The organism is Streptomyces sp. NPDC014733, assembly GCF_043083385.1.
Taxonomy (GTDB): domain Bacteria; phylum Actinomycetota; class Actinomycetes; order Streptomycetales; family Streptomycetaceae; genus Streptomyces.
In genome coordinates, this window is record NZ_JBIBYO010000002.1 from 100,670 (window position 1) to 120,945 (window position 20,276).

Annotated in this window: 13 protein-coding genes and 1 riboswitch; of the genes, 10 read left to right on the forward strand and 3 right to left on the reverse strand. The window is 71.5% G+C overall.

All coding sequences use genetic code 11. The features are described from left to right. Window positions 1-442 precede the first annotated feature (442 nt). Window positions 443-1,453, reverse strand: a complete 1,011-nt coding sequence (locus ACF1BH_RS05375; protein ID WP_391641084.1) for a sucrase ferredoxin — start codon at window positions 1,451-1,453, stop codon at window positions 443-445. Between the two features lie 706 nt (window positions 1,454-2,159). Here ACF1BH_RS05375 and ACF1BH_RS05380 point away from each other — a divergent pair. Continuing rightward, window positions 2,160-3,557: a CobW family GTP-binding protein gene (locus tag ACF1BH_RS05380; protein ID WP_391641085.1), complete on the forward strand. Its 1,398-nt coding sequence runs from the start codon at window positions 2,160-2,162 to the stop codon at window positions 3,555-3,557. 231 nt (window positions 3,558-3,788) lie between these two features. On the opposite strand, the gene ACF1BH_RS05385 is transcribed toward ACF1BH_RS05380, so the two are convergent. Continuing rightward, window positions 3,789-6,236: a DNA topoisomerase (ATP-hydrolyzing) subunit A gene (locus ACF1BH_RS05385; protein ID WP_391641086.1), complete on the reverse strand. Its 2,448-nt coding sequence runs from the start codon at window positions 6,234-6,236 to the stop codon at window positions 3,789-3,791. A 294-nt stretch (window positions 6,237-6,530) separates the two neighbouring features. Here ACF1BH_RS05385 and ACF1BH_RS05390 point away from each other — a divergent pair, with 294 nt between their 5' ends. The 4 genes from ACF1BH_RS05390 to ACF1BH_RS05405 all read left to right on the forward strand — a co-directional run bounded on the left by ACF1BH_RS05390 (window position 6,531) and on the right by ACF1BH_RS05405 (window position 11,397). Then, window positions 6,531-7,868 carry a M16 family metallopeptidase gene (locus ACF1BH_RS05390; RefSeq protein ID WP_391641600.1) on the forward strand — a complete coding sequence of 446 codons (1,338 nt, stop codon included), beginning with the start codon at window positions 6,531-6,533 and terminating at the stop codon, window positions 7,866-7,868. A gap of 38 nt (window positions 7,869-7,906) precedes the next feature. Next, window positions 7,907-9,289: a M16 family metallopeptidase gene (locus ACF1BH_RS05395; protein WP_391641601.1), complete on the forward strand. Its 1,383-nt coding sequence runs from the start codon at window positions 7,907-7,909 to the stop codon at window positions 9,287-9,289. 243 nt (window positions 9,290-9,532) lie between these two features. Further along, window positions 9,533-9,689: riboswitch (cyclic di-AMP (ydaO/yuaA leader) on the forward strand. Window positions 9,690-9,701: 12 nt separating this feature from the next. Further along, the gene (locus ACF1BH_RS05400) at window positions 9,702-10,478 is read left to right on the forward strand and encodes a M23 family metallopeptidase (protein ID WP_391641087.1); all 777 of its coding nucleotides are present in this window, start codon (window positions 9,702-9,704) and stop codon (window positions 10,476-10,478) included. Between the two features lie 226 nt (window positions 10,479-10,704). Further along, on the forward strand, window positions 10,705-11,397 hold the full coding sequence (locus tag ACF1BH_RS05405; RefSeq protein ID WP_391641088.1) for a GntR family transcriptional regulator: 693 nt from the start codon (window positions 10,705-10,707) through the stop codon (window positions 11,395-11,397). Window positions 11,398-11,701: 304 nt separating this feature from the next. Here the strand turns inward: ACF1BH_RS05405 and ACF1BH_RS05410 are convergent, their stop codons facing one another. Continuing rightward, window positions 11,702-11,983: an HPr family phosphocarrier protein gene (locus ACF1BH_RS05410; RefSeq protein ID WP_030285249.1), complete on the reverse strand. Its 282-nt coding sequence runs from the start codon at window positions 11,981-11,983 to the stop codon at window positions 11,702-11,704. A gap of 207 nt (window positions 11,984-12,190) precedes the next feature. Between ACF1BH_RS05410 and ACF1BH_RS05415 the strand changes: the two genes are divergently transcribed. From ACF1BH_RS05415 to ACF1BH_RS05435, 5 genes are all read left to right on the forward strand, one after another. Next, on the forward strand, window positions 12,191-15,052 hold the full coding sequence (locus tag ACF1BH_RS05415) for a GNAT family N-acetyltransferase (protein WP_391641089.1): 2,862 nt from the start codon (window positions 12,191-12,193) through the stop codon (window positions 15,050-15,052). An 88-nt stretch (window positions 15,053-15,140) separates the two neighbouring features. Next, window positions 15,141-15,734 carry a DUF5998 family protein gene (locus tag ACF1BH_RS05420; RefSeq protein ID WP_030285252.1) on the forward strand — a complete coding sequence of 198 codons (594 nt, stop codon included), beginning with the start codon at window positions 15,141-15,143 and terminating at the stop codon, window positions 15,732-15,734. Then, window positions 15,734-16,924, forward strand: coding sequence for an alkaline phosphatase family protein (locus tag ACF1BH_RS05425; protein WP_391641090.1), 1,191 nt, complete (start codon window positions 15,734-15,736; stop codon window positions 16,922-16,924). The genes ACF1BH_RS05420 and ACF1BH_RS05425 overlap by 1 nt, the downstream gene beginning before the upstream one ends. A 194-nt stretch (window positions 16,925-17,118) precedes the next feature. Next, window positions 17,119-17,769, forward strand: coding sequence for a thymidine kinase (locus ACF1BH_RS05430; protein ID WP_391641091.1), 651 nt, complete (start codon window positions 17,119-17,121; stop codon window positions 17,767-17,769). Between the two features lie 227 nt (window positions 17,770-17,996). Then, complete coding sequence (locus ACF1BH_RS05435) at window positions 17,997-20,207, forward strand: MMPL family transporter (RefSeq protein WP_391641092.1); 2,211 nt, start codon at window positions 17,997-17,999, stop codon at window positions 20,205-20,207. Window positions 20,208-20,276: the final 69 nt, after the last annotated feature.

A 20,276-nucleotide genomic window follows, 5' to 3' on the forward strand; every position in this document is an offset into this window, starting at 1 on the left:
CTGCTGGTGCTCGCGTGGTAACGGAGGGGCGTACTGAGTTGCCAGGGCTGCGCCAGCAGAGTTATCCACAGGGCTTTCGGCCGTGGTTTGCGCGGTTCTAACCTCGCGAAGAGAGGGCGGGCGACAGTCGGAGCAGCTTGGCCTGGACGGAGAAGGCCGTGAGCATCTGATGTCATTTGCGCGCGACGCAGCGAGCGGGGGGAGATAAAGGGTGAATGCAGTACCACAAGGCTGTGCAACGCGGGGGACGCCGCCCACGCCGTGGGGTGGGCGCGGGGTGTACCTGGTGTGGCCCATGCTCGGAATCGGCCTCGCCGTAGCGGTGGCCCTGACGTTCCGGACGGGGTCTTCTGCAAAAGGAAGTCAACAGAAGGTTGTTCCGGCCCGCGAGGCAGGGGGAACTGCTGATCGGCAGGTCCGGTGTCCTGCTGCCGCAGGTGGGTCAGGACGCCGTGATGAGATGACTGCTCTCCGGGCGCACGGGCGAATCGTTGCTGAGCCGAGTGATGGCCGTAACGGCCATACGCGCAGGTGGGCCGAGCAACGAGCCACAGCTCGCGGGCGCAGGAGCACCATCGGTCCGCTGTTCGACCAGCACCTGCCACATACGGCCGTCGGAATGGGCGACGGTAATGGACCACGCAGGGAGGGGCTCCGCAGCGCTGGCTCGCCGGGAGTTCGGCTGGTCCGTCCGCACCGCTTCGGTCCGCACCGTGTCGGTCCGTACGACGTCGAGTGCGTCCGCATGGTGCTCGCCGAGCATGTCCCGGACGGCGAGGTCGGCGGCCTGGGCGGGGCGGTCCCAGGTGGAGCGTCCTCGGCAGTGGTCGAGCAGGAGCTGGCTGTTGTCGGCAGCCGCGACGGCGCCTCTGACCAGGTCGGCCGAGGCGCGACCGTAGGCGTACCCGTAGGGCAGCACGACAAGGGTCGGGGCGAAGCGGTGGCCGCCGATGTGGGTGACCTCCCAGGCCTCGGTGCCGCTGTTCGCGAGGTCAGCGGCGAGAGGGCGCCCCAGAACGGCGCAGCACCGGTCCCGTTTGCCGTTCGTGCAGACCAGGACGAGAGGGGGACCGGTGTAGGCATCCCAGAGCCCATCGTGATGACCGGCGCCCACGGCGGTGAAGTCCAGTCGCAGCAGGCTCTTCGGATCAGCGAGCGTGGTAGCGCGGATCCAGGAGTGGCCCGGTGCGGTATGGGCGAGGAACGCCCGGCGCCTGAGCATGGCGCCTCTCCTGCTGTACGGGCCGGGGCGGCGGATCAGCGCAACGCGGACGCCGGTCCCATCGGTGGCAGCGGCCAGGGCTCGTCCGAGGTCCGGGTCGAGGTGGCTGTTCGTCAGCGCCTCGGCTCCCCACGGGCCTGGCTGCTCGATGAGCAGCCAGGTTCGGGCGGTGGCTGCGGTTCCGGCGAGAGGCTCGGCGCCTTCGCGGGACGCAAGAGTGCAGGTGCTCACGAAGGCAAGCCTAACCTGCCTGAGGGGGAGGGCGACCCGGACAACGTGCTGGCAGGGGAACGGGCAGTGGATGTGGGAGAAGGAAACGAAGGCGGCGGGTCGGGCGACGGGCACCTGAACGGCCACCGTTCCCCCAGGGTGACGGGCGATGCCCGGAGGCGCCGCAGGAAGTCTGTCGCCACGACGGGGCCACGCGGAGCGGCGCGGCCTGCCGGCGGACCGGGGCGAAAGGGCACTGGGCGGTCCCGGCGGACAGGGCGGCGATAGGGCCGGGAGGGCACGGGCGGCCGCTGGGCTGCGCGGCGCCCAGAGCGAACTGGGGCTCGGCAGCATTCTTAGGCGCGGGGGCCGCTTCTCCCACCGACAGTGATCGTGGCGGTGTTCCTCAGGGCGGGGAGCACCGCAGCTCCAGGCCGCAAGCAGCCACTGCCATGGGTGCTGCGGCCTATCTTGTGGCCAGCGGGCTTGGATTCTGCTGAGGGCTAGGCACGTCGCCCCTGATTGCGTTACTGCTGGCCATGAGGGAAGAGCCCGGCGGCCGACGGCTCAGCTGATCGCGACGGATGTGACGGCTTCGCTTCGGCGGCCCAGAGGCGTCGCCTGAGCGCAGTGCAGGGGTCCGTTACGATCGGCAGCCTGATTTCCGCCGGTCCGCTCGGTCCGTCACCGCGTCGCGGTCCGGCCTCCGAACCATGGAGGCGCCCCCTTGGCCACGCAGCAGATCCCGGTTGTCGTCCTCGCCGGCTTTCTGGGGTCGGGCAAGACCACGTTGCTCAACCACCTTCTGGCAGCAGGGGACGGCACGCGCATCGGCGCCATCGTCAACGATTTCGGGAGCATCGAGCTCGACGCGATGACAGTCGCCGGTCAGGTGGACTCGATGGTTTCGCTCGGCAACGGATGCTTGTGCTGCGCGGTCGATACCAGTGAGTTGGATGAGTACCTGGAACGTCTCGCACGGCCCGCAGCCCGCATCGACGTCATCGTCATTGAGGCCAGCGGCCTGGCCGAGCCCCAGGAACTCATCCGCATGATCCTCGCCAGCGAGAACACCCGGGTTGTCTATGGCGGCTTGGTCGAGGTCGTCGATGCCGCCGAGTTCGATGCAACACGTAGCCGCCATCCCGAACTCGACCGGCATGTGGGCATTGCCGATCTCGTCGTACTCAACAAGGCTGACCGCATCGGTGGCGAACAGCGGCGACGGCTCACCACCACCTTGGGAGAGCTGGCGCCCGGGCGGCCCGTGATTTGCGCGGCATACGGACGTATCGATCCGGAGATGTTCTTCGACCGCGGGCCGGGGGGCGACGGTGACCACGCGGTAAAGCAGCTGTCGTTCGAGGATTTGCTCCGCGAGACCGCCGACTTCCGCGCTGCGCGTCGCGGCGAGGAAGTGGTGATGTGTATGAGTTCGCAGGGTGACTGTCAGCCGGGCGCGGCGCCTCGTGACGGTCACCTTCCTCAACCTCCGCATGACCTGGTGGTTGAAGGTGATGGCAGTGCGCGCGCGTATGACGCCTCGCCCGAGGGCCGGCGACAGTCGCAGCCCCATGAGGGGCATGGTCACGTCGCCGGTGAAGCATGTTCGGGCGACTGCCACGGACAGCACCTGCACAGTGGCTACCAGAGCGTGGAGTTCACCTCGCCTGTCGCCATGCACCCGCGTCGGCTGATGGACTTCCTCGACAGCCGTCCGGCGGGTCTGTACCGCATCAAGGGGTTCGTGCACTTCGACGTCCCAGGGAGCAGGCAGAAGTTCGGAGTGCATGCAGTCGGTGACTTTCTCCGCTTCTACCCGACGCTCTGGGAGCGTGGTGAGGAGCGCTGCACGCAGCTTGTTCTCATCGGTAGCGGTATCGACGCGGAGTCACTGCGGGGTGAGTTGAGTGCATGCAGGATGACGGAAGCAGTGACTGTCACCGCGCCGCTCCCCAACGCCTCACCCGCGCACACCCAACCACCCCAGAACGCAACGTCACCCCAGGACGCGACACCACCCCACCCCACGCCCTCCTCCGACGACGACCTGTTGGAGCGCGCCATGTGGGGCGTCCTGCGCTACGTGGCCGACCGCGATGACCAGGACGGGCAAGAGGCATAACGACAGCCCCGAAGAACCACCTGAGGAACCCCCTCGAAGAACCAACAGTCCCAGGACAACAGCGGCGACGACTCGTCCGCCCTCCTCCGCACAGACACCCCCCCGTACAGCACAAGGGGCGCCCCCGCCCCACACGGTGCGGGAGCGCCCCTTCGACGTGGCTGTCGACTCGGCGTCGCTGCCGACCTGATGTCGCGGTCAGCAGCCGGGCCGTCGGTCGTGCCGGTGCCCCTACGCGGGCCCTGCCAAGGACGTCACCTTCTTTGTCAGTGGTACGCCGGAGCCGTCGCGTCGCGGGTCCGGTTCCGGGAGGGGAACCGGGGCGCCCTTGGCGTCGGCGGCGCGGGCGGGGGCCGGGCCCGCCCAGGCGAGGGTGAGACAGTCCTCGCCCTTCAGGAAGCGCTGGCAGCGGACACCGCCGGTGGCGCGGCCCTTGCGCGGGTACTGGTCGAACGGCGTGAGCTTGGCCGTCGCCACCGAGCCGTCGAGCATGCCGTGAGAACCGGCGACGGTGAAGACCACCGCGTCGGCCGCCGGGTCGACGGCGGCGAAGGAGAGCACCTTGGAGCCTGCGCCGAGCTTGACGCCGGCCATGCCGCCCGCCGGTCGGCCCTGCGGCCGGACCTGCGAGGCCGGATACCGCAGCAGTTGCGCCTCGTCGGTGATGAAGACCAGGTCCTCCTCGCCGGTGCGCAGTTCGGCGGCGCCGACGATGCGGTCGCCCTCCTTGAGGGTGATGACCTCCAACTCGTCCTTGTTGGCCGGGTAGTCGGGCACCACGCGTTTGACGATGCCCTGTTCCGTACCGAGTGCGAGGCCCGGCGAGGACTCGTCGAGCGTGGTCAGGCAGATCAGTGTCTCGTCGTCCTGCAGCGTCAGGAACTCCGACAGCTGCGCGCCGCCGGCGAGGCTGGGGGCGGCCGCCGTCTCGGGGAGCTGCGGCAGGTCGATCACCGGCAGTCGCAGCAGCCGTCCCGTCGAGGTCACGGCACCGACCTCGCCCCGGGTGGTTGCGGGCACGGCGGAGACGATCACGTCGTGCTTGACCCGTTTGGCGTCGGCGTCGAACGGGGTGTCCCCGCCGGCGGTCCGGGCCAGCAGACCCGTCGACGACAGCAACACCCGGCACGGGTCGTCGGAGACCTCCAGCGGCACCGCGGCGACCGAGGTGCCGGCGGACTCCAGCAGCACGGTGCGGCGCTCGGTGCCGTACTTCTTGGCGACGGCGGCGAGTTCGCCGGAGACCAGCTTGCGCAGCTCGGCGTCCGAATCCAGGATGCGGGTCAGCTTCTCGATCTCGTTGCGCAGCGTGTCGCGTTCCGACTCCAGCTCGATGCGGTCGAACTTGGTGAGCCGGCGCAGCGGCGTGTCCAGGATGTACTGCGTCTGGATGTCGCTCAGGGAGAAGCGCTCGATCAGCCGCTCCTTGGCCTGGGCGCTGTTCTCGCTGGAGCGGATCAGGCGGATGACCTCGTCGATGTCGACAAGGGCGGTGAGCAGGCCCTCCACCAGGTGGAGCCGGTCGCGGCGCTTGCCGCGGCGGAACTCGCTGCGCCGCCGTACGACCTCGAAGCGGTGGTCGACGTAGACCTCCAGCAGCTCCTTGAGGCCCAGGGTGAGTGGCTGGCCGTCGACGAGGGCGACGTTGTTGATGCCGAAGGACTCCTCCATCGGCGTCAGCTTGTAGAGCTGCTCCAGGACGGCTTCCGGGTTGAAGCCGTTCTTGATCTCGATGACCAGGCGCAGACCGTGTTCGCGGTCGGTGAGGTCCTTGACGTCGGCGATGCCCTGCAGCTTCTTCGAGCCGACCAGGTCCTTGATCTTCGAGATGACCTTCTCGGGACCGACGCTGAAGGGCAGTTCGGTGACGACCAGGCCCTTGCGGCGCGCGGTGACGTTCTCGATCGCCACCGTGGCGCGGATCTTGAAGGTGCCGCGGCCCTTCTCGTACGCGTCGCGCACACCGCCCAGCCCCACGATCCGGCCACCGGTGGGCAGATCGGGACCCGGCACGAACCGCATCAGCGTTTCGAGGTCGGCGTCGGGGTGCTTGATGAGGTGGCGCGCGGCGGCGATGACCTCGCCGAGGTTGTGCGGCGGCATGTTCGTCGCCATACCGACGGCGATCCCGGACGCGCCGTTGACCAGGAGGTTCGGGTACGCGGCGGGGAGGGTGACCGGCTCCTGCTCCTGGCCGTCGTAGTTCGGCGCGAAGTCGACGGTGTCCTCGTCGATCGACTCCGTCATCAGGGACGACGGGGACGCCATCCGGCACTCGGTGTACCGCATCGCGGCGGGCGGGTCGTCGTTGCCGAGCGAGCCGAAGTTGCCGTGGCCGTCCACCAGGGGCAGCCGCATCGAGAACGGCTGCGCCATGCGCACCAGGGCGTCGTAGATGGAGGCGTCGCCGTGCGGGTGGAGCTTGCCCATGACCTCGCCGACGACGCGGGCGCACTTGACGTAGCCGCGGTCGGGGCGCAGGCCCATCTCGTTCATCTGGTAGAGGATGCGGCGCTGCACGGGCTTCATGCCGTCCCGGGCGTCCGGCAGGGCGCGGGAGTAGATGACCGAATACGCGTACTCGAGGAAGGAACCCTGCATCTCGTCGACGACGTCGATGTCGAGGATCCTCTCCTCGAAGTCGTCCGGCGGCGGGGTCTTCGTGCTGCGGCGGGCCATCGCGGCTGCGGCTCCTTCTGCTGCGTCTACTGCCGATGTGTGGGTCGACCAGCCGTTGGTGAACAGCTGCCGGTCCGACCGGCGGGGGATCGACCGGTGAGTCTGCTGACTCCGACGCGGACCATTGTGGACCGCCCCACCGACAACGCCGGACGCGACTCCCCTCCAGGGGCCCGTGGCGCGCCTCCCGACGCTCGTACGGGGGCGGTCGGGCGGGAACTTCGCCAGATGTCGGCGCGGTTGCATACAGTGACAGGACTTCTTCGCAAGCGGATCGAAGGGACGTACATGCCCATGGGTCACACGGCCACAGAAAAAGCCGGCTCCGGCGGCCTGACAGCGACCGAGCACCGGCTGGCCAACGGCCTGCGCGTGGTGCTCTCGGTAGACCCTCTGACACCGGTGGCAGCGGTCTGCCTCTGGTACGACGTCGGATCCCGTCACGAGGTCAAGGGCCGTACGGGTCTGGCTCACCTCTTCGAGCACCTGATGTTCCAGGGGTCCGCGCAGGTCAAGGGGAACGGTCACTTCGAGCTGGTGCAGGGCGCCGGCGGGTCGCTGAACGGCACCACGAGCTTCGAGCGCACCAACTATTTCGAGACCATGCCCGCCCATGAGCTGGAGCTGGCGCTCTGGCTGGAGGCGGACCGCATGGGCTCCCTCCTGACCGCGCTCGACGAGGAGTCGCTGGAGAACCAGCGCGACGTCGTCAAGAACGAACGCCGCCAGCGGTACGACAACGTCCCCTACGGCACGGCCTTCGAGAAGCTGACGGCCATGGCGTACCCGGAGGGCCACCCGTACCACCACACGCCCATCGGGTCGATGGCCGATCTGGATGCGGCGTCCCTGGAGGACGCGCGGGCGTTCTTCCGTACCTATTACGCGCCGAACAACGCCGTCCTGTCGGTGGTCGGCGACATCGACCCCGAGCAGACGCTCGCCTGGATCGAGAAGTACTTCGGTTCGATCCCGTCGCACGACGGCAAGCAGCCGCCGCGCAGCGGTGAGCTGCCGGAGACCGTCGGCGGCGAGCTGCGGGAGGTCGTCGAGGAGGAGGTGCCCTCGCGCGCCCTGATGGCGGCCTACCGTCTGCCGCACGACGGCACCCGGGAGGCCGACGCCGCCGATCTCGCGCTGACCGTCCTGGGCGGCGGCGAGTCCTCGCGCCTCTACAACCGTCTGGTGCGCCGCGACCGCTCCGCCGTCGCCGCCGGGTTCGGTCTGCTGCGGCTGGCCGGCGCGCCGTCCCTTGGCTGGCTGGACGTCAAGACGTCCGGTGGCGTGGAGGTCGCGGCCATCGAGAGCGCCGTCGACGAGGAGCTGGCCCGGTTCGCCGCCGAGGGGCCGACCCCGGAGGAGATGGAGCGGGCGCAGGCCCAGCTGGAGCGCGAGTGGCTGGACCGCCTCGCGACGGTCAGCGGCCGCGCCGACGAACTGTGCCGCTACGCCGTCCTGTTCGGTGACCCGCAGCTGGCGCTGACCGCCGTGGGGCGTGTTCTGGACATCACGCCCGAGGAGGTGCAGGCCGTCGCGCAGGCCCGGCTGCGCCCCGACAACCGCGCGGTGCTCGTGTACGAGCCGACCGCCGCCGACGACACCGCCGACAACGACGAGGAGGCGGACCGGTGAGCGACGCCACCACCCGCGAGGACCTGGCCATGAGCGAGATGACCTTCCACCCGCAGCCCCGGGGCGGGGCACCCAGGCCGTGGGCCTTCCCGGCGCCCGAGCGCGGCGCGCTGCCCAACGGCCTGACGGTGCTGCGCAGCCACCGCCCCGGCCAGCAGGTCGTCGCCGTCGAGGTCGACATCGTCGCGCCGCTGGAGACCGAGCCGGAGGGCCTGGACGGCGTCGCCACGATCATGGCGCGGGCGTTGTCGGAGGGCACCGACCGGCACGACGCCGAGGAGTTCGCCGCCGAGCTGGAGCGCTGCGGCGCCACGTTGGACGCGCACGCCGACCACCCCGGTGTCCGCGTCTCCCTGGAGGTCCCGGCCTCCCGGCTGTCGCGCGCGCTGGGGTTGCTCGCCGACGCGCTGCGCGCCCCCGCCTTCCCCGAGAGCGAGGTGGAGCGCCTGGTGCGCAACCGCCTCGACGAGATCCCGCACGAGCTGGCCAACCCGGGGCGCCGCGCCGCGATGGCGCTGTCCAAGGAGCTGTTCCCCGCGTCGTCGCGGATGTCGCGGCCCCGGCAGGGCACCGAGGAGACCGTCGGTCGCATCGACGCGGCGGCCGTCCGGGCGTTCTACGCCGCGCATGTGCGGCCCGCGGCGGCCACCGTCGTGATCGTCGGTGACTTCACCGGCATCGACGTGGACGCGGCGCTCGCCGACACGCTGGGTGCCTGGCAGGGGTCGCCCGCCGAGCCGGTCGCCGTCTCACCGATCACCGCGGACGACACCGGCCGTGTCGTGATCGTCGACCGCCCCGGCGCGGTGCAGACGCAGCTGCTCATCGGGCGGATCGGCGCCGACCGCCACGACCGCCAGTGGCCCGCGCAGGTCCTCGGCACGTACTGCCTGGGCGGCACCCTGACGTCGCGTCTGGACCGGGTGCTGCGTGAGGAGAAGGGCTACACCTACGGGGTGCGGGCCTTCGGCCAGGTGCTGCGGTCGTCGGCGCCGGACGCGCCCGGCGGGCCCACCGGCGCCTCGATGCTGGCGATCAGCGGCTCGGTCGACACCGAGTCCACCGGCCCGGCCCTCGACGACCTGTGGAAGGTGCTGCGCACCCTCGCGGCGGAGGGGCTGACCGACGCCGAGCGGGACGTCGCGGTGCAGAACCTCGTCGGCGTCGCGCCGCTGAAGTACGAGACGGCGGCAGCGGTCGCGGGCACCCTCGCCGACCAGGTGGAGCAGCATCTTCCGGACGACTACCAGGCGCAGCTGTACGCGCGGCTGGCCGAGACCGGCACGGTCGAGGCGACCGCCGCCGTGGTCAGCGCGTTCCCGGCCGACCGGCTGGTGACGGTGCTGGTCGGTGACGCGGCGCAGATCGCCGAGCCGGTCCGGGCACTGGGCATCGGTGAGGTGACGGTCGTCAGCGGCTGACGAACCGTGGGGCGGCGGCCCCGGCCGGGCCGTTCCGACAGCCCGGCAGAGCCGGACGAAAGGGGATCCCGAGGGGGAAGAAACGCCCTCGGGATCCCCTTTGTGCTGAGGAACGTCGGATTCCGGTTCCGTGGATCCGGTGTGGCGTAACGCACAATATGGCGTTTCTGTTTGCCGATTGAAAGTTGCCGCGATTAGCGTCATGCGCGCTGTCCGTCAGCAGCACGCCGCAACCGCGGCACCGGACAGCCATCGCCGAGTCCCCGTACGGCGCGAGCCAGGGGAGCCGGGGACCCACATGTCCCCTGGGGTGAATCGGGTGCCTCTCCGGAGGAACCCGTAGGAGACCTTCCTGCTCCGAACCCGTCAGCTAACCCGGTAGGCGAGAAGGAAGGAAAGGACCAGCCAGCACATGGCGTTCACCCGTGCCACCGGGAAGCACCGCCGTCCGAGCCGCAGCGCCCGGACGACCCGCAACATCGCCGGCATCGCCGGTCTCGCCGCCACCGGCGTCGTCGCCTCCGTCTCCTCCCCTGCGATGGCCGCCACCTCCGGCGCCGCGCACGACACGGGGCTGCAGCGGGCCGTCGTCCTCGGTGACGAACTCGCCGAGCGCGTCCAGGCCCAGGCCGATGCGCAGCAGGCCGTCGCCGAGACGGCCGAGGCCAAGGCGAAGGCCGAGGCCGACGCGGTGAAGCAGGCCCAGGCCGCCAAGGCTGCGGCCGACAAGCGGCACGAGGACGAGGTCCGCGCCGCCCGCGAGGAGGAGCGCAAGCGCCTCAACGCCTTCGTCGCCCCGATCGCCGGCTCGTACGTCTCCACCGCCTACAAGGCGTCCAGCGGACTGTGGTCCTCCGGCACCCACACCGGTATCGACTTCCATGCCGCCACCGGCACCACCGTGCACGCCGTCGGTGCGGGCACCGTCGTCGAGGCCGGCTGGGGCGGTGCCTACGGCAACAACGTCGTCATCAAGATGAACGACGGCACGTACACCCAGTACGGCCACCTGTCGCAGATCGGTGTCTCGGTCGGCCAGCAGGTGATGCCCGGTCAGCAGATCGCGCTGTCCGGCGCGACCGGCAACGTCACCGGCCCGCACCTGCACTTCGAGGCCCGCACCGGCCCGGACTACGGCTCGGACATCGACCCGATCGCCTACCTGCGGGCGCACGGCGTCAACGTCTGACCCCGCACCCCCCGGAGCCCCGGACCGCCCTCACAGGGTGTCCGGGGCTCCGCCGTGTCCGGTGCCGTCCGGCGGATGGCCGGATTTCCCGCGGCCGGGGAACGCACTCCCCAAAAGATTTCCATGAATGTGTGAAGGCGGTAAAGGGGCCGTCACCGTCGAATAGAGTCGCGGAAAAGGCGCCGTGCACCGGCGTTTTCCGGGGAGGACGGTGGAGGTGCCCGCGATGACGCAAGGCGAGATTTCCGTGCAGCGTATCTCCACGGCGATTCGCGACGACATCGTTTCCGGTGCGCTGATTCCCGGCAGCCGCCTCGTCGAGGACATTCTGGCCACCCGGTACGGCGTCTCCCGGGTGCCGGTCCGTGAGGCGTTACGGACCCTCCAGTCGGAAGGGTTCGTCACCGCGCGTCGCCACGCGGGCGCCTGCGTCGCCGCGCCCACCGCCCAGGAGGCCGCCGATCTCCTGGACCTGCGGGCCCTCCTGGAGCCGATGGGCGCCGCCCGCGCGGCGGCCCGCCGCACCGACGCGCAGCTGAAGGTCCTGCGGGGCGTGGTGCGGCTCGGCAGGGAGCGCGCCCGCCGTGAATGCCCGGGTGACCTGCCCCGGCTGGACGGCTGGTTCCACGAGACGCTGGCGCTGGCGGCGGGCAATCCGGGGCTGACCGCGCTGCTGACCCAGGTGCGGCGGAAGATCGAGTGGATGTATGTCGTCGAGCGTCCGGCGCGGTACGCGGAGACCTGGGACGACCACGGCGCGGTGCTGGACGCGGTGGCCCGTGGCGACGCGGAGGCGGCACGGGCCACGATGGCCTCGCACGTGGCGCGGTCGCTGCCGGCCTACCGCCCGCGGCACCGGCAGGCCGCGGCGCGCCCCGTGGCACGCCCCGTCGGCAGGGGGCGCGTGCGTTCTTCCTAGGGGCGCGGTATACGGGATGCCCGACGCATGGCGGGATCCTTTCGGCCTCGTACGGAAAATTGTGGAATCGGGTTCCGATAAAACACGCCATCCGGGAATTGCCGCACCTGTGGGGCGGCGCATTCCACTGTTCGGGCGTGCGGTGCCGAAGGGGCGGGGAATTACGGGCGGGGGAGCGGGCCGCCGTGGTGCGCGGTGCGCGGCGTTCCGTCGCCGGGAAGGCGAAAGGCCCCGCCGCGGTGACCGGTTCCGGTCGTGGCGGCGGGGCCTTTCCCCGGCTGCGGGGAGGCGGGGGCGTCCCGGTTCAGACGGTCTCCGGCAGCTCGTCGAGCCCCTCGGCGACCAGCTTCGCCAGACGCTCCAGCGCGGCCTCGGCGCCCTCGGCGTCCGAGGCGAGCACGATCTCTTCGCCGCCCTGGGCGCCCAGGCCCAGCACCGCGAGCATCGAGGCCGCGTTGACGGGGTTGCCGTCGGCCTTGGCGATCGTCACGGGAACGCCGGCGGCGGTGGCCGCACGGACGAAGATCGAGGCGGGACGGGCGTGCAGCCCCTCGGCCCAACCGACATTGACGCGGCGCTCAGCCATGGTGTTGCCCTTCAAGTCGTCACAGTTGTCTAGACCAGTCTCTCATGAGGTCCCCGGTGCCCCGGAAGTCCCACCTCCGGTGTTCCGCACCACGTCCGGCCCGGTTGACGCTGCCCGGCCACCACCGTTCGCCCACCCGCGGCCCGCCTCGCGCCCGGCCGCGCGCGCACCGGGCCGGTTGTCGGTGCCCGGTCGTACGCTGTCCGCATGCAGCAGCCGCCGGATCACGCGTACCCGAGTCACTGGGAAGCCGATGTGGTGCTGCGCGACGGCGGCACCGCCCGGATCCGCCCGATCACCCCGGACGACGCCGAGCGCCTGGTCTCCTTCTACGAACAGGTCTCGGACGAGTCGAAGTACTACCGCTTCTTCGCTCCCTACCCCCGTCTCTCCGACCGCGACGTGCACCGCTTCACCCACCACGACTACGTCGACCGGGTCGGCCTCGCCGCCACCGTGGGCGGCGAGTTCATCGCCACCGTCCGCTACGACCGGATCGACCACCGTGGCCTGCCGGCCAAGGACCCGGGGGACGATCAGGCGGAGGTCGCCTTCCTGGTGCAGGACGCCCACCAGGGCCGCGGCGTCGCCTCCGCGCTGCTGGAGCACATCGCCGCCGTCGCCCGCGAGCGCGGCATCCGCCGGTTCGCCGCCGAGGTGCTGCCCGCCAACACCAAGATGATCAAGGTGTTCACGGACGCCGGGTACACCCAGCAGCGCACCTTCGAGGACGGCGTCGTCCGGCTGGAATTCGATCTCGAACCGACCGAGCAGTCCATGGCCGTGATGCGCGGCCGCGAGCAGCGCGCCGAGGCCCGCTCCATGCAGCGCCTCCTCGCCCCCGGCTCGGTCGCCGTCATCGGCACCGGTCGCGCCCCCGGCGGCGTCGGCCGCACCGCGCTGCGCCATCTCCTCGACTCCGGCTTCACCGGCCGCGTCCACGCCGTCAACCACGCCTTCCCCGAGGGGATGGACCGCCTCGACCCCGAGGGCGTGCCCGCAGTCTGCTCCCTGCGGGAGGTCGACGGCCCGGTCGACCTCGCGGTCATCGCCGTCCCCGCCGACCACGTCCCCGAGGTGATCGACGACTGCGGGGAACACGGTGTCCAGGGCGTCCTGGTGCTCTCCTCCGGATACGCCGAGGCCGGCACCGAGGGGCGTGAACGCCAGCGTGCCCTGCTGCGCCGCACCCGCTCGTACGGCATGCGGCTGATCGGTCCGAACGCCTTCGGCCTGATCAACGCCGCCCCCGGCGTCCGGCTGAACGCCTCCTTCGCCCCGGTGATGCCCGCCACCGGCCGCATCGGGCTCTTCACCCAGTCCGGCGCGATCGGCATCGCCCTGCTCAGCGGGTTGCACGAACGCGGCCCCGGGGACGGCTCGCCCGCCGGGATCTCCACCTTCGTCTCCGCCGGCAACCGTGCCGACGCCTCCGGCAACGACCTGCTCCAGTACTGGTACGACGATCCGGACACCGACGTCGCGATCCTCTACCTCGAATCCATCGGCAACCCCCGCAAGTTCACCCGCCTCGCCCGCCGCACCGCCGCCGTCAAGCCGGTCGTCGTCGCCAAGGGCGCCCGCCACCACGGCACCGCGCCCCTGGGCCACACCGTCCCCACCGTCCGCATCCCGGACAGCACCGTCGCCGCCCTGATGCGGCAGGCCGGGGTCATCCGCGTCGACACCGTCACCGAACTCCTCGACGCCGGGCTGCTGCTCGCCTCCCAGCCGCTCCCCACCGGCGCCCGCGTCGCCGTCCTCGGCAACTCCGAGGCGCTCTCCCTCCTCGCCTACGACGCCTGCCTGACCGAGGGCCTGCGCCCGCGGCGCCCCCGGGTGCTGCCCTCCGCCGCGACCCCGCACGACTTCCACACCGCCCTCGCCGAGGAGCTGGCGCGCGAGGGCTGTGACGCGGTCGTCGTCACCGCGATCCCCTGGGTGGCCGAGGGCGAGGCGACCACCCAGGGGGAGGCCGAGGAGCTGGCCACGGCGCTGCGCTCGGCCGCCGCCGCGGGCCCCGCCAAACCGGTCGCCGTCGCCCACCTGGCCATGGACGCGCTGGCCATGGCCCTGGCCGCGCCGGCCGTTCCGGGGACGGACGAGGCCGCGGCCCCGGGCGACGCCCCCGCGGCCCCGGCGCCCGCCACGGCGGCGGATTCCGCCCCTGCCGCCACGTACCCGTCCGCCCGCGTCCCGCTCCCGGCCTACCCCGCCGCCGAGCGCGCGGTCCGGGCCCTCGCCGAGGCCGTACGGTACGCCGCCTGGCGCCGGGAGGCCGCCGAGCCGGGCCGGGTACCCGCGTACGACGACATACAGGAGGCCGCGGCCGGTGCCGACATCGCGCGGCTGCTCGACCACCTCGACCCGCCCGCCGGCCGTTCCGTCCCGCTGCCCTCCGAGGACGCCGCCGCCCTGCTCGCCCGCTACGGCATCCCCACCGAGCCGTCGCTGCCCGCTCCCGGTCCGGACGCCGCCGTCCACGCCGCCGCCCGGCTCGGCTACCCCGTCGCCCTCAAGACGACCGCTCCCCACCTGCGCCACCGCAGCGACCTGGGCGGCATCCGCCTGGACATCGCCGACGAGGAGGATCTGCGCCGCGTCTACGGTGAGCTGACCGCGGCCCTCGGCACCCCGGAGGAGCTGGCGCCCGTGGTGCAGAAGATGGTGCCGCGCGGCGTCGACACCGTGGTCCGCGCCGCCATCGACCCCGCGGCCGGTGCCGTCCTCTCGTTCGGGCTGGCGGGCGCCCCCTCGCAGCTGCTGGGCGACATCGCGCACCGCCTCATCCCCGCGACCGACCGCGACGTCGACGCCCAGATCCGCTCGATCCGCGCCGCCCCGCTCCTCTTCGGCTGGCGCGGCTCCCAGCCGGTCGACACCGCCGCGCTGGCCGATGTGCTGTTGCGGGTCTCCCGGCTGGTCGACGACCACCCCGAGGTGGTGGGTGTCGATCTGGAGCCGGTCGTCGTCGCCCCGCACGGCCTGTCCGTCCTCGGGGCGTCCGTCCGCCTCGCCCGTCCGCCCGCCACCACCGACCTCGGCCCCCGCCGCCTGCCCGTCTACTGACCGCCCGCGCCGGACCCGCCCCGTACGCCGGCGGACCGGCTCGTCCCGGGCGGACTGCCGCCCCCTTGGGGCCCGTAAGATGGAGGACATGGCTAAGACCGGTACGACGACCCAGGGGCTGCGCGCGGCGATCGAGCGCAGCGGCTACTACCCGGCCCTCGTGGCCGAGGCGGTGCAGGCCGCCGTCGGCGGTGAGCCGGTCGCGGCGTACCTGGTGCACCAGGAGACGACCTTCGACGCCAACGAGGTCCGCCGCCATGTGACCGTCCTCGTCCTCACCGACACCCGCTTCATCGTCAGCCACACCGACGAGCAGGCCGCCGACGCCACCTCCCCGTCCCCGTACGCCACGACCTCCACCGAGTCGGTGAAGCTGGGGCGGATCTCCTCGGTGGTGCTCAGCCGCGTGGTGGCCAACCCGGAGTCGTACACCCCGGGCCAGCTGCCCCGCGAGGTCGTGCTCACCATCGGCTGGGGCGCCGTCGCCCGCCTCGACCTGGAGCCCGCGACCTGCGGCGACCCCAACTGCGAGGCGGACCACGGCTACACCGGTTCCTCCACCGCCGACGATCTCTCGCTGCGGGTCAGCGAGGCCGGTGACGGCCCCGACTCCGTCCGCGAGACGCTGACCTTCGCGCAGGCGCTCTCCGAGGCCACCGCGGCCACCACGAGCGCCCGCTGATGGGGTACACCGCCCCCGCCTGGCCGGAGCCCGAGCCGCTCGACCCGCTGACCGCCCCGCTGCCCCGTTACGGCACCGGTTCGCTCGCCGATCTGCTGCCCGCCGTCGTCGCAGGTCAGGGCGTTTCCGGCCCGCAGACGTCGATGGAGCTGGCGCCCGCCGACCGGGCCTGCGTCTTCCTCGTCGACGGTCTCGGCTGGGAGCTGCTGCGCGCCCACCCGGACGAGGCGCCGTTCCTGACGTCCCTCCTGGCGACCTCCGGCAACGGCACCGGCCGCCCGCTCACCGCCGGTTTCCCCTCCACCACCGCCACCTCACTCGCCTCCGTCGGCACCGGCCTGCCGCCGGGCGCCCACGGTCTGCCCGGCTACACCTGCGAGGACCCGTTCTCCGGCGCGCTGATGAACCAGCTGCGCTGGCAGCCGTGGACCGACCCGTACGCCTGGCAGCCGTACCCGACGGTGTTCCAGCTGGCCGACGCCGCGGGTGTGCACACCTGCCAGGTCTCCGCCCCCCACTTCGCGCAGACCCCGCTGACCAAGATCGCGCTGAGCGGCGGCACCTTCCACGGCCGCCTCAGCGGCGAGGAGCGGATGGATCTCGCCGCCGCCCAACTCGCCGCGGCCGACCGCTCGCTGGTCTACACGTACTACGCCGAGGTCGACGGCAACGGCCACCGCTACGGCGTCGACTCCGACGCCTGGCGCGGCCAGCTGATGTACGTCGACCGGCTCGCACAGCGCCTCGCCGAACAACTCCCGCCGCGCAGCGCCCTGTACATCACCGCTGACCACGGCATGATCGACATCCCCTTCGACCCGGAGTCGCGTATCGACTTCGACGAGGACTGGGAACTGCGCGCCGGCGTCCGCCTGCTGGGCGGCGAGGGCCGTGCCCGCCATGTCTACGCCCACCCGGGCGCCGCGGACGACGTTCTCGCCGTGTGGCGGGAGGTCGTCGGCGAGCAGATGTGGGTGGCGAGCCGTGACGAGGCCATCGCGGCGGGCTGGTTCGGGCCGCACATCGACGACCGGGTACGCGGCCGGATCGGCGATGTCGTCGCCGCCGCCCACGCCGACATGGTGATCATCGCGAGCGAGCGTGAGCCCGGTGAGTCGAAGATGGTCGGCATGCACGGGTCGATGACCCCCGTGGAGCAGCTCGTCCCGCTGCTGGAAGTCCGTACCTGACCTGCGAAGCCCCGTCCCCCCCGCGCCGTTCCACCGCGCCGCTCGTCCCTGTCCTGCCGTCGCGATTGCGCAGGGCCCGTCCTCCGGCGTGACCGGGCCGGTGTCCCTCCGGGGCGCCGGGCGGACCGGCGTGGAGCTTCGTTCCGGCATGCCGCCCACCGCACCCCGCCCGTCCGAAAGGTCCTCCTCTCCCGATGTCCGAACTGGTCTTTTTCTCCGGCACCATGGATTGCGGGAAGAGCACCCTGGCGCTCCAGATGGGCCACAACCGCTCGGCGCGCGGCCTGCAGGGCGTGATCTTCACCCGTGACGACCGGGCGGGCGCGGGCAAGCTCTCCTCACGGCTCGGCCTGGTGACTGACGCCGTCGAGGCAGCCCCGGACATGGACCTCTACGCCCATCTCGTCGGCGAGATGTCGAAGGGCGGCAAGGTCGACTACGTGATCGTGGACGAGGCGCAGTTCCTCCACCCCGAACAGATCGACCAACTCGCCCGCGTCGTCGACGACCTGGGGCTGGACGTCTTCGCGTTCGGTATCACCACCGACTTCCGCACCCGGCTCTTCCCCGGCTCGCAGCGGCTGATCGAGTTGGCCGACCGGATCGAGGCGCTCCAGGTCGAGGCGATGTGCTGGTGCGGCGCGCGCGCCACCCACAACGCCCGCACGGTGGACGGCGAGATGGTCGTCGAGGGCGAGCAGGTCGTTGTCGGCGATGTGAACCAGCACGCGGGCGACATCGGCTACGAGGTGCTGTGCCGGCGCCACCATCTGCGCCGGGTGACCAGCGCCGCCGCCCACGCGGACGCCCTCTCCCCGGACGTCCTGCCGGTCGACCCCGCCTGACCTTCCCGGCCTGACCTTCTCGTCGGAGTTGCCGGTCCGCGGCCTCCGTGGGGCCGTCGCCTCGGGCGCACGGCTCCTCCTCCCTGCTCCACCCGTGCCCGGATGCCGTCCCGCATTCCGGATTGACCACCCATGGCTTCATGTGTAACTTCTCGCTGACACCTGACGGATAAGGATATGTGCTCTCCGTCGAACTGGGGGGAAGCGCCGTGAAGGAGCTGGGTTCGGTGAAAAAACAGCCACTGACCGTGAGAGTGGCGAGCTGGAGCGGTGCGCATCCGGCGCGCGCCGTCATCGGCTGGTGCGTCTTCGTCGTCCTGTGCCTCGCACTCGGCGGCGCGGTGGGGGCGCGCCAGGCGGCTGACCGGGACTACTGGGTGGGGGAGGCGGGGCGCGCCGAAGCCATCGCCGTGGAGGGCGACCTCCAGCACAAGGCGGTCGAGCGCATCATGATCACCAACCGGTCCGGCGGGCCGGTCGGCGCGGCGGCCCACGACGCCGCACAGGACGTCGCCGCCCGGATGAAGCCGCTACCCGAGGTCCTGCGCGTCGCCGACCCGGTGCGCTCGGAGAACCGGCGGATGCTGATGGTCGAGGTGACCGTCAAGGGTCCCCGGATGGAGGCCCAGCACCACCTCGCCCCCCTCTTGAAGCAGACCGCCGAGGTCCGGCGCAGCCACCCGGACCTGCGCGTCGAGGAGACCGGTGACGCCTCGGTCAGCAGAGGGCTGGACACCTCACGCGCCGACGACCTGGCGACCTCGGAGAAGATCACCTTCCCGATCACCCTGATCACGCTGCTCGTCGCCTTCGGCTCACTGATCATGGTCGGCGTACCGCTGCTGCTGGCGGTCTCCTCGATCGCCGCCGCCATGGGCCTGAGCCAGGTGATCTCGCACCTGCTGCCCGACGCGGGCGTCGGCAACAGCCTCATCCTGCTGATCGGCATGGCGGTCGGCGTCGACTACACGCTCTTCTACCTCAAGCGGGAACGCGAGGAACGGGAGCGTGCCGACGGTCGGCTCAGCCCCGAGGCCCTGGTGGGGATCGCCGCCGCGACCTCGGGCCGGGCCATCGCGGTCTCCGGCGTCGCCGTGGCCCTGACCACCGCCACGCTCTTTCTCGCCACCGACGTCATCTTTTCGTCACTCGCCGTCGGCACCATCGTCGTCGTCCTCGTCGCCGTCCTCAGCTCGATGACGGTGCTGCCCGCGCTCCTCGTCCTCATCGGCCGCGGCCTGGACCGCAGGGCGGCGCGCGGTAAGCGCTCCCGGCGCGGACCCGAGCGGACCGGCCGGGTGTGGAGCGCGCTGCTGCGGCCCGCCAGGAACCATCCGGCGGCCACCCTGGTGGTGTCGCTGCTCGTCATGCTCGGCCTCACCGCCCCCACGCTCGGGATGCACCTGCGGGTGCTGAACGCCGCCACCCACTCCCGCTCCATCCCCGAGATGAAGGTCTACGACCGTCTCAACGCGGCCTTTCCCGACCTGCTCGCCTCCCACGAGGTCGTCGTCAAGAGCGACGCCGACGAGGTCGGCCGGGTGCGCACGGCGCTGAACGACCTCGCCCACCGCGCCGCGGCCGACCCGAAGTTCTCCGAGACGCCGCCCGAGGTGACCTCGACGCCCGACGGCCGGATCAGCATGATGACGCTCTCCGTGCCCTTCAAGCTCAACTCCCCGCAGGCGTCCGGCTCGCTGAAGGAACTGCGCGAGACCTATCTCCCGGCCACTCTCGGGAGAGTGCCGGGTGCCGAGTACGCCGTCACCGGCCCCGTCGCCCAGGACGCCGACTACCTCGCCCACCAGAACGAGAAGCTGCCGGTCGTCATCGGGTTCCTGCTGCTGCTGACGTTCGTCATGACGCTGCTGGTCTTCCGCTCGGCGGCCATCGCCCTGATGGGCGTGGCGCTCAACCTGCTGTCCGTCGGTGCGTCGTTCGGTCTGGTGGTCGTCTTCTTCCAGTGGGGCTGGGCCTCCACGGTGTTCGGCTTCGAGGAGGGCGCCACCCACGCGATCGGCTCCCGGGTACCGCTGTTCCTCTTCGTGATCCTCTTCGGGTTGTCGATGGACTACCAGGTCTTCGTCGTCAGCCGCATCAAGGAGGCGGCGATGAACGGGGTACCCACCCGGCAGGCGGTTCTCGAAGGGGTCGACAAATCGGCAAAGGTGGTCACCAGCGCCGCCGTCGTGATGGTCACTGTCTTCGCCAGCTTCATGCTGCTGCACCTGGCGGAGATGAAGCAGATCGGCTTCAGCCTCGCAGTCGCCGTCCTGCTGGACGCCTTCATCATCCGGATCATGATCCTGCCGTCGGCCCTGGCACTCCTGGGCAACGCCGCCTGGTGGCCGTCCCGCCGCATGCGGCGCGCGCAGGAAGACGTCACCCCGGTGCCGCCCGGGGGAGTTCCGGCCGCGGCGGTTCCCGCTGATCACTGACCGGCGAACCTTTCGACGGACGCGGGGCGCGGGCACCGGGGGACACAGCCAGGCCCCCGGAGTCCGCGC

Coding starts and splice junctions, on each gene's coding strand:
- ACF1BH_RS05385 (WP_391641086.1), bottom strand. CDS start 6,236: ATGGCCCGCCGCAGCACGAAGACCCCGCCGCCGGACGACTTCGAGGAG.
- ACF1BH_RS05390 (WP_391641600.1), top strand. CDS start 6,531: ATGGGTCACACGGCCACAGAAAAAGCCGGCTCCGGCGGCCTGACAGCG.
- ACF1BH_RS05395 (WP_391641601.1), top strand. CDS start 7,907: ATGACCTTCCACCCGCAGCCCCGGGGCGGGGCACCCAGGCCGTGGGCC.
- ACF1BH_RS05400 (WP_391641087.1), top strand. CDS start 9,702: ATGGCGTTCACCCGTGCCACCGGGAAGCACCGCCGTCCGAGCCGCAGC.
- ACF1BH_RS05405 (WP_391641088.1), top strand. CDS start 10,705: ATGACGCAAGGCGAGATTTCCGTGCAGCGTATCTCCACGGCGATTCGC.
- ACF1BH_RS05410 (WP_030285249.1), bottom strand. CDS start 11,983: ATGGCTGAGCGCCGCGTCAATGTCGGTTGGGCCGAGGGGCTGCACGCC.
- ACF1BH_RS05415 (WP_391641089.1), top strand. CDS start 12,191: ATGCAGCAGCCGCCGGATCACGCGTACCCGAGTCACTGGGAAGCCGAT.
- ACF1BH_RS05420 (WP_030285252.1), top strand. CDS start 15,141: ATGGCTAAGACCGGTACGACGACCCAGGGGCTGCGCGCGGCGATCGAG.
- ACF1BH_RS05425 (WP_391641090.1), top strand. CDS start 15,734: ATGGGGTACACCGCCCCCGCCTGGCCGGAGCCCGAGCCGCTCGACCCG.
- ACF1BH_RS05430 (WP_391641091.1), top strand. CDS start 17,119: ATGTCCGAACTGGTCTTTTTCTCCGGCACCATGGATTGCGGGAAGAGC.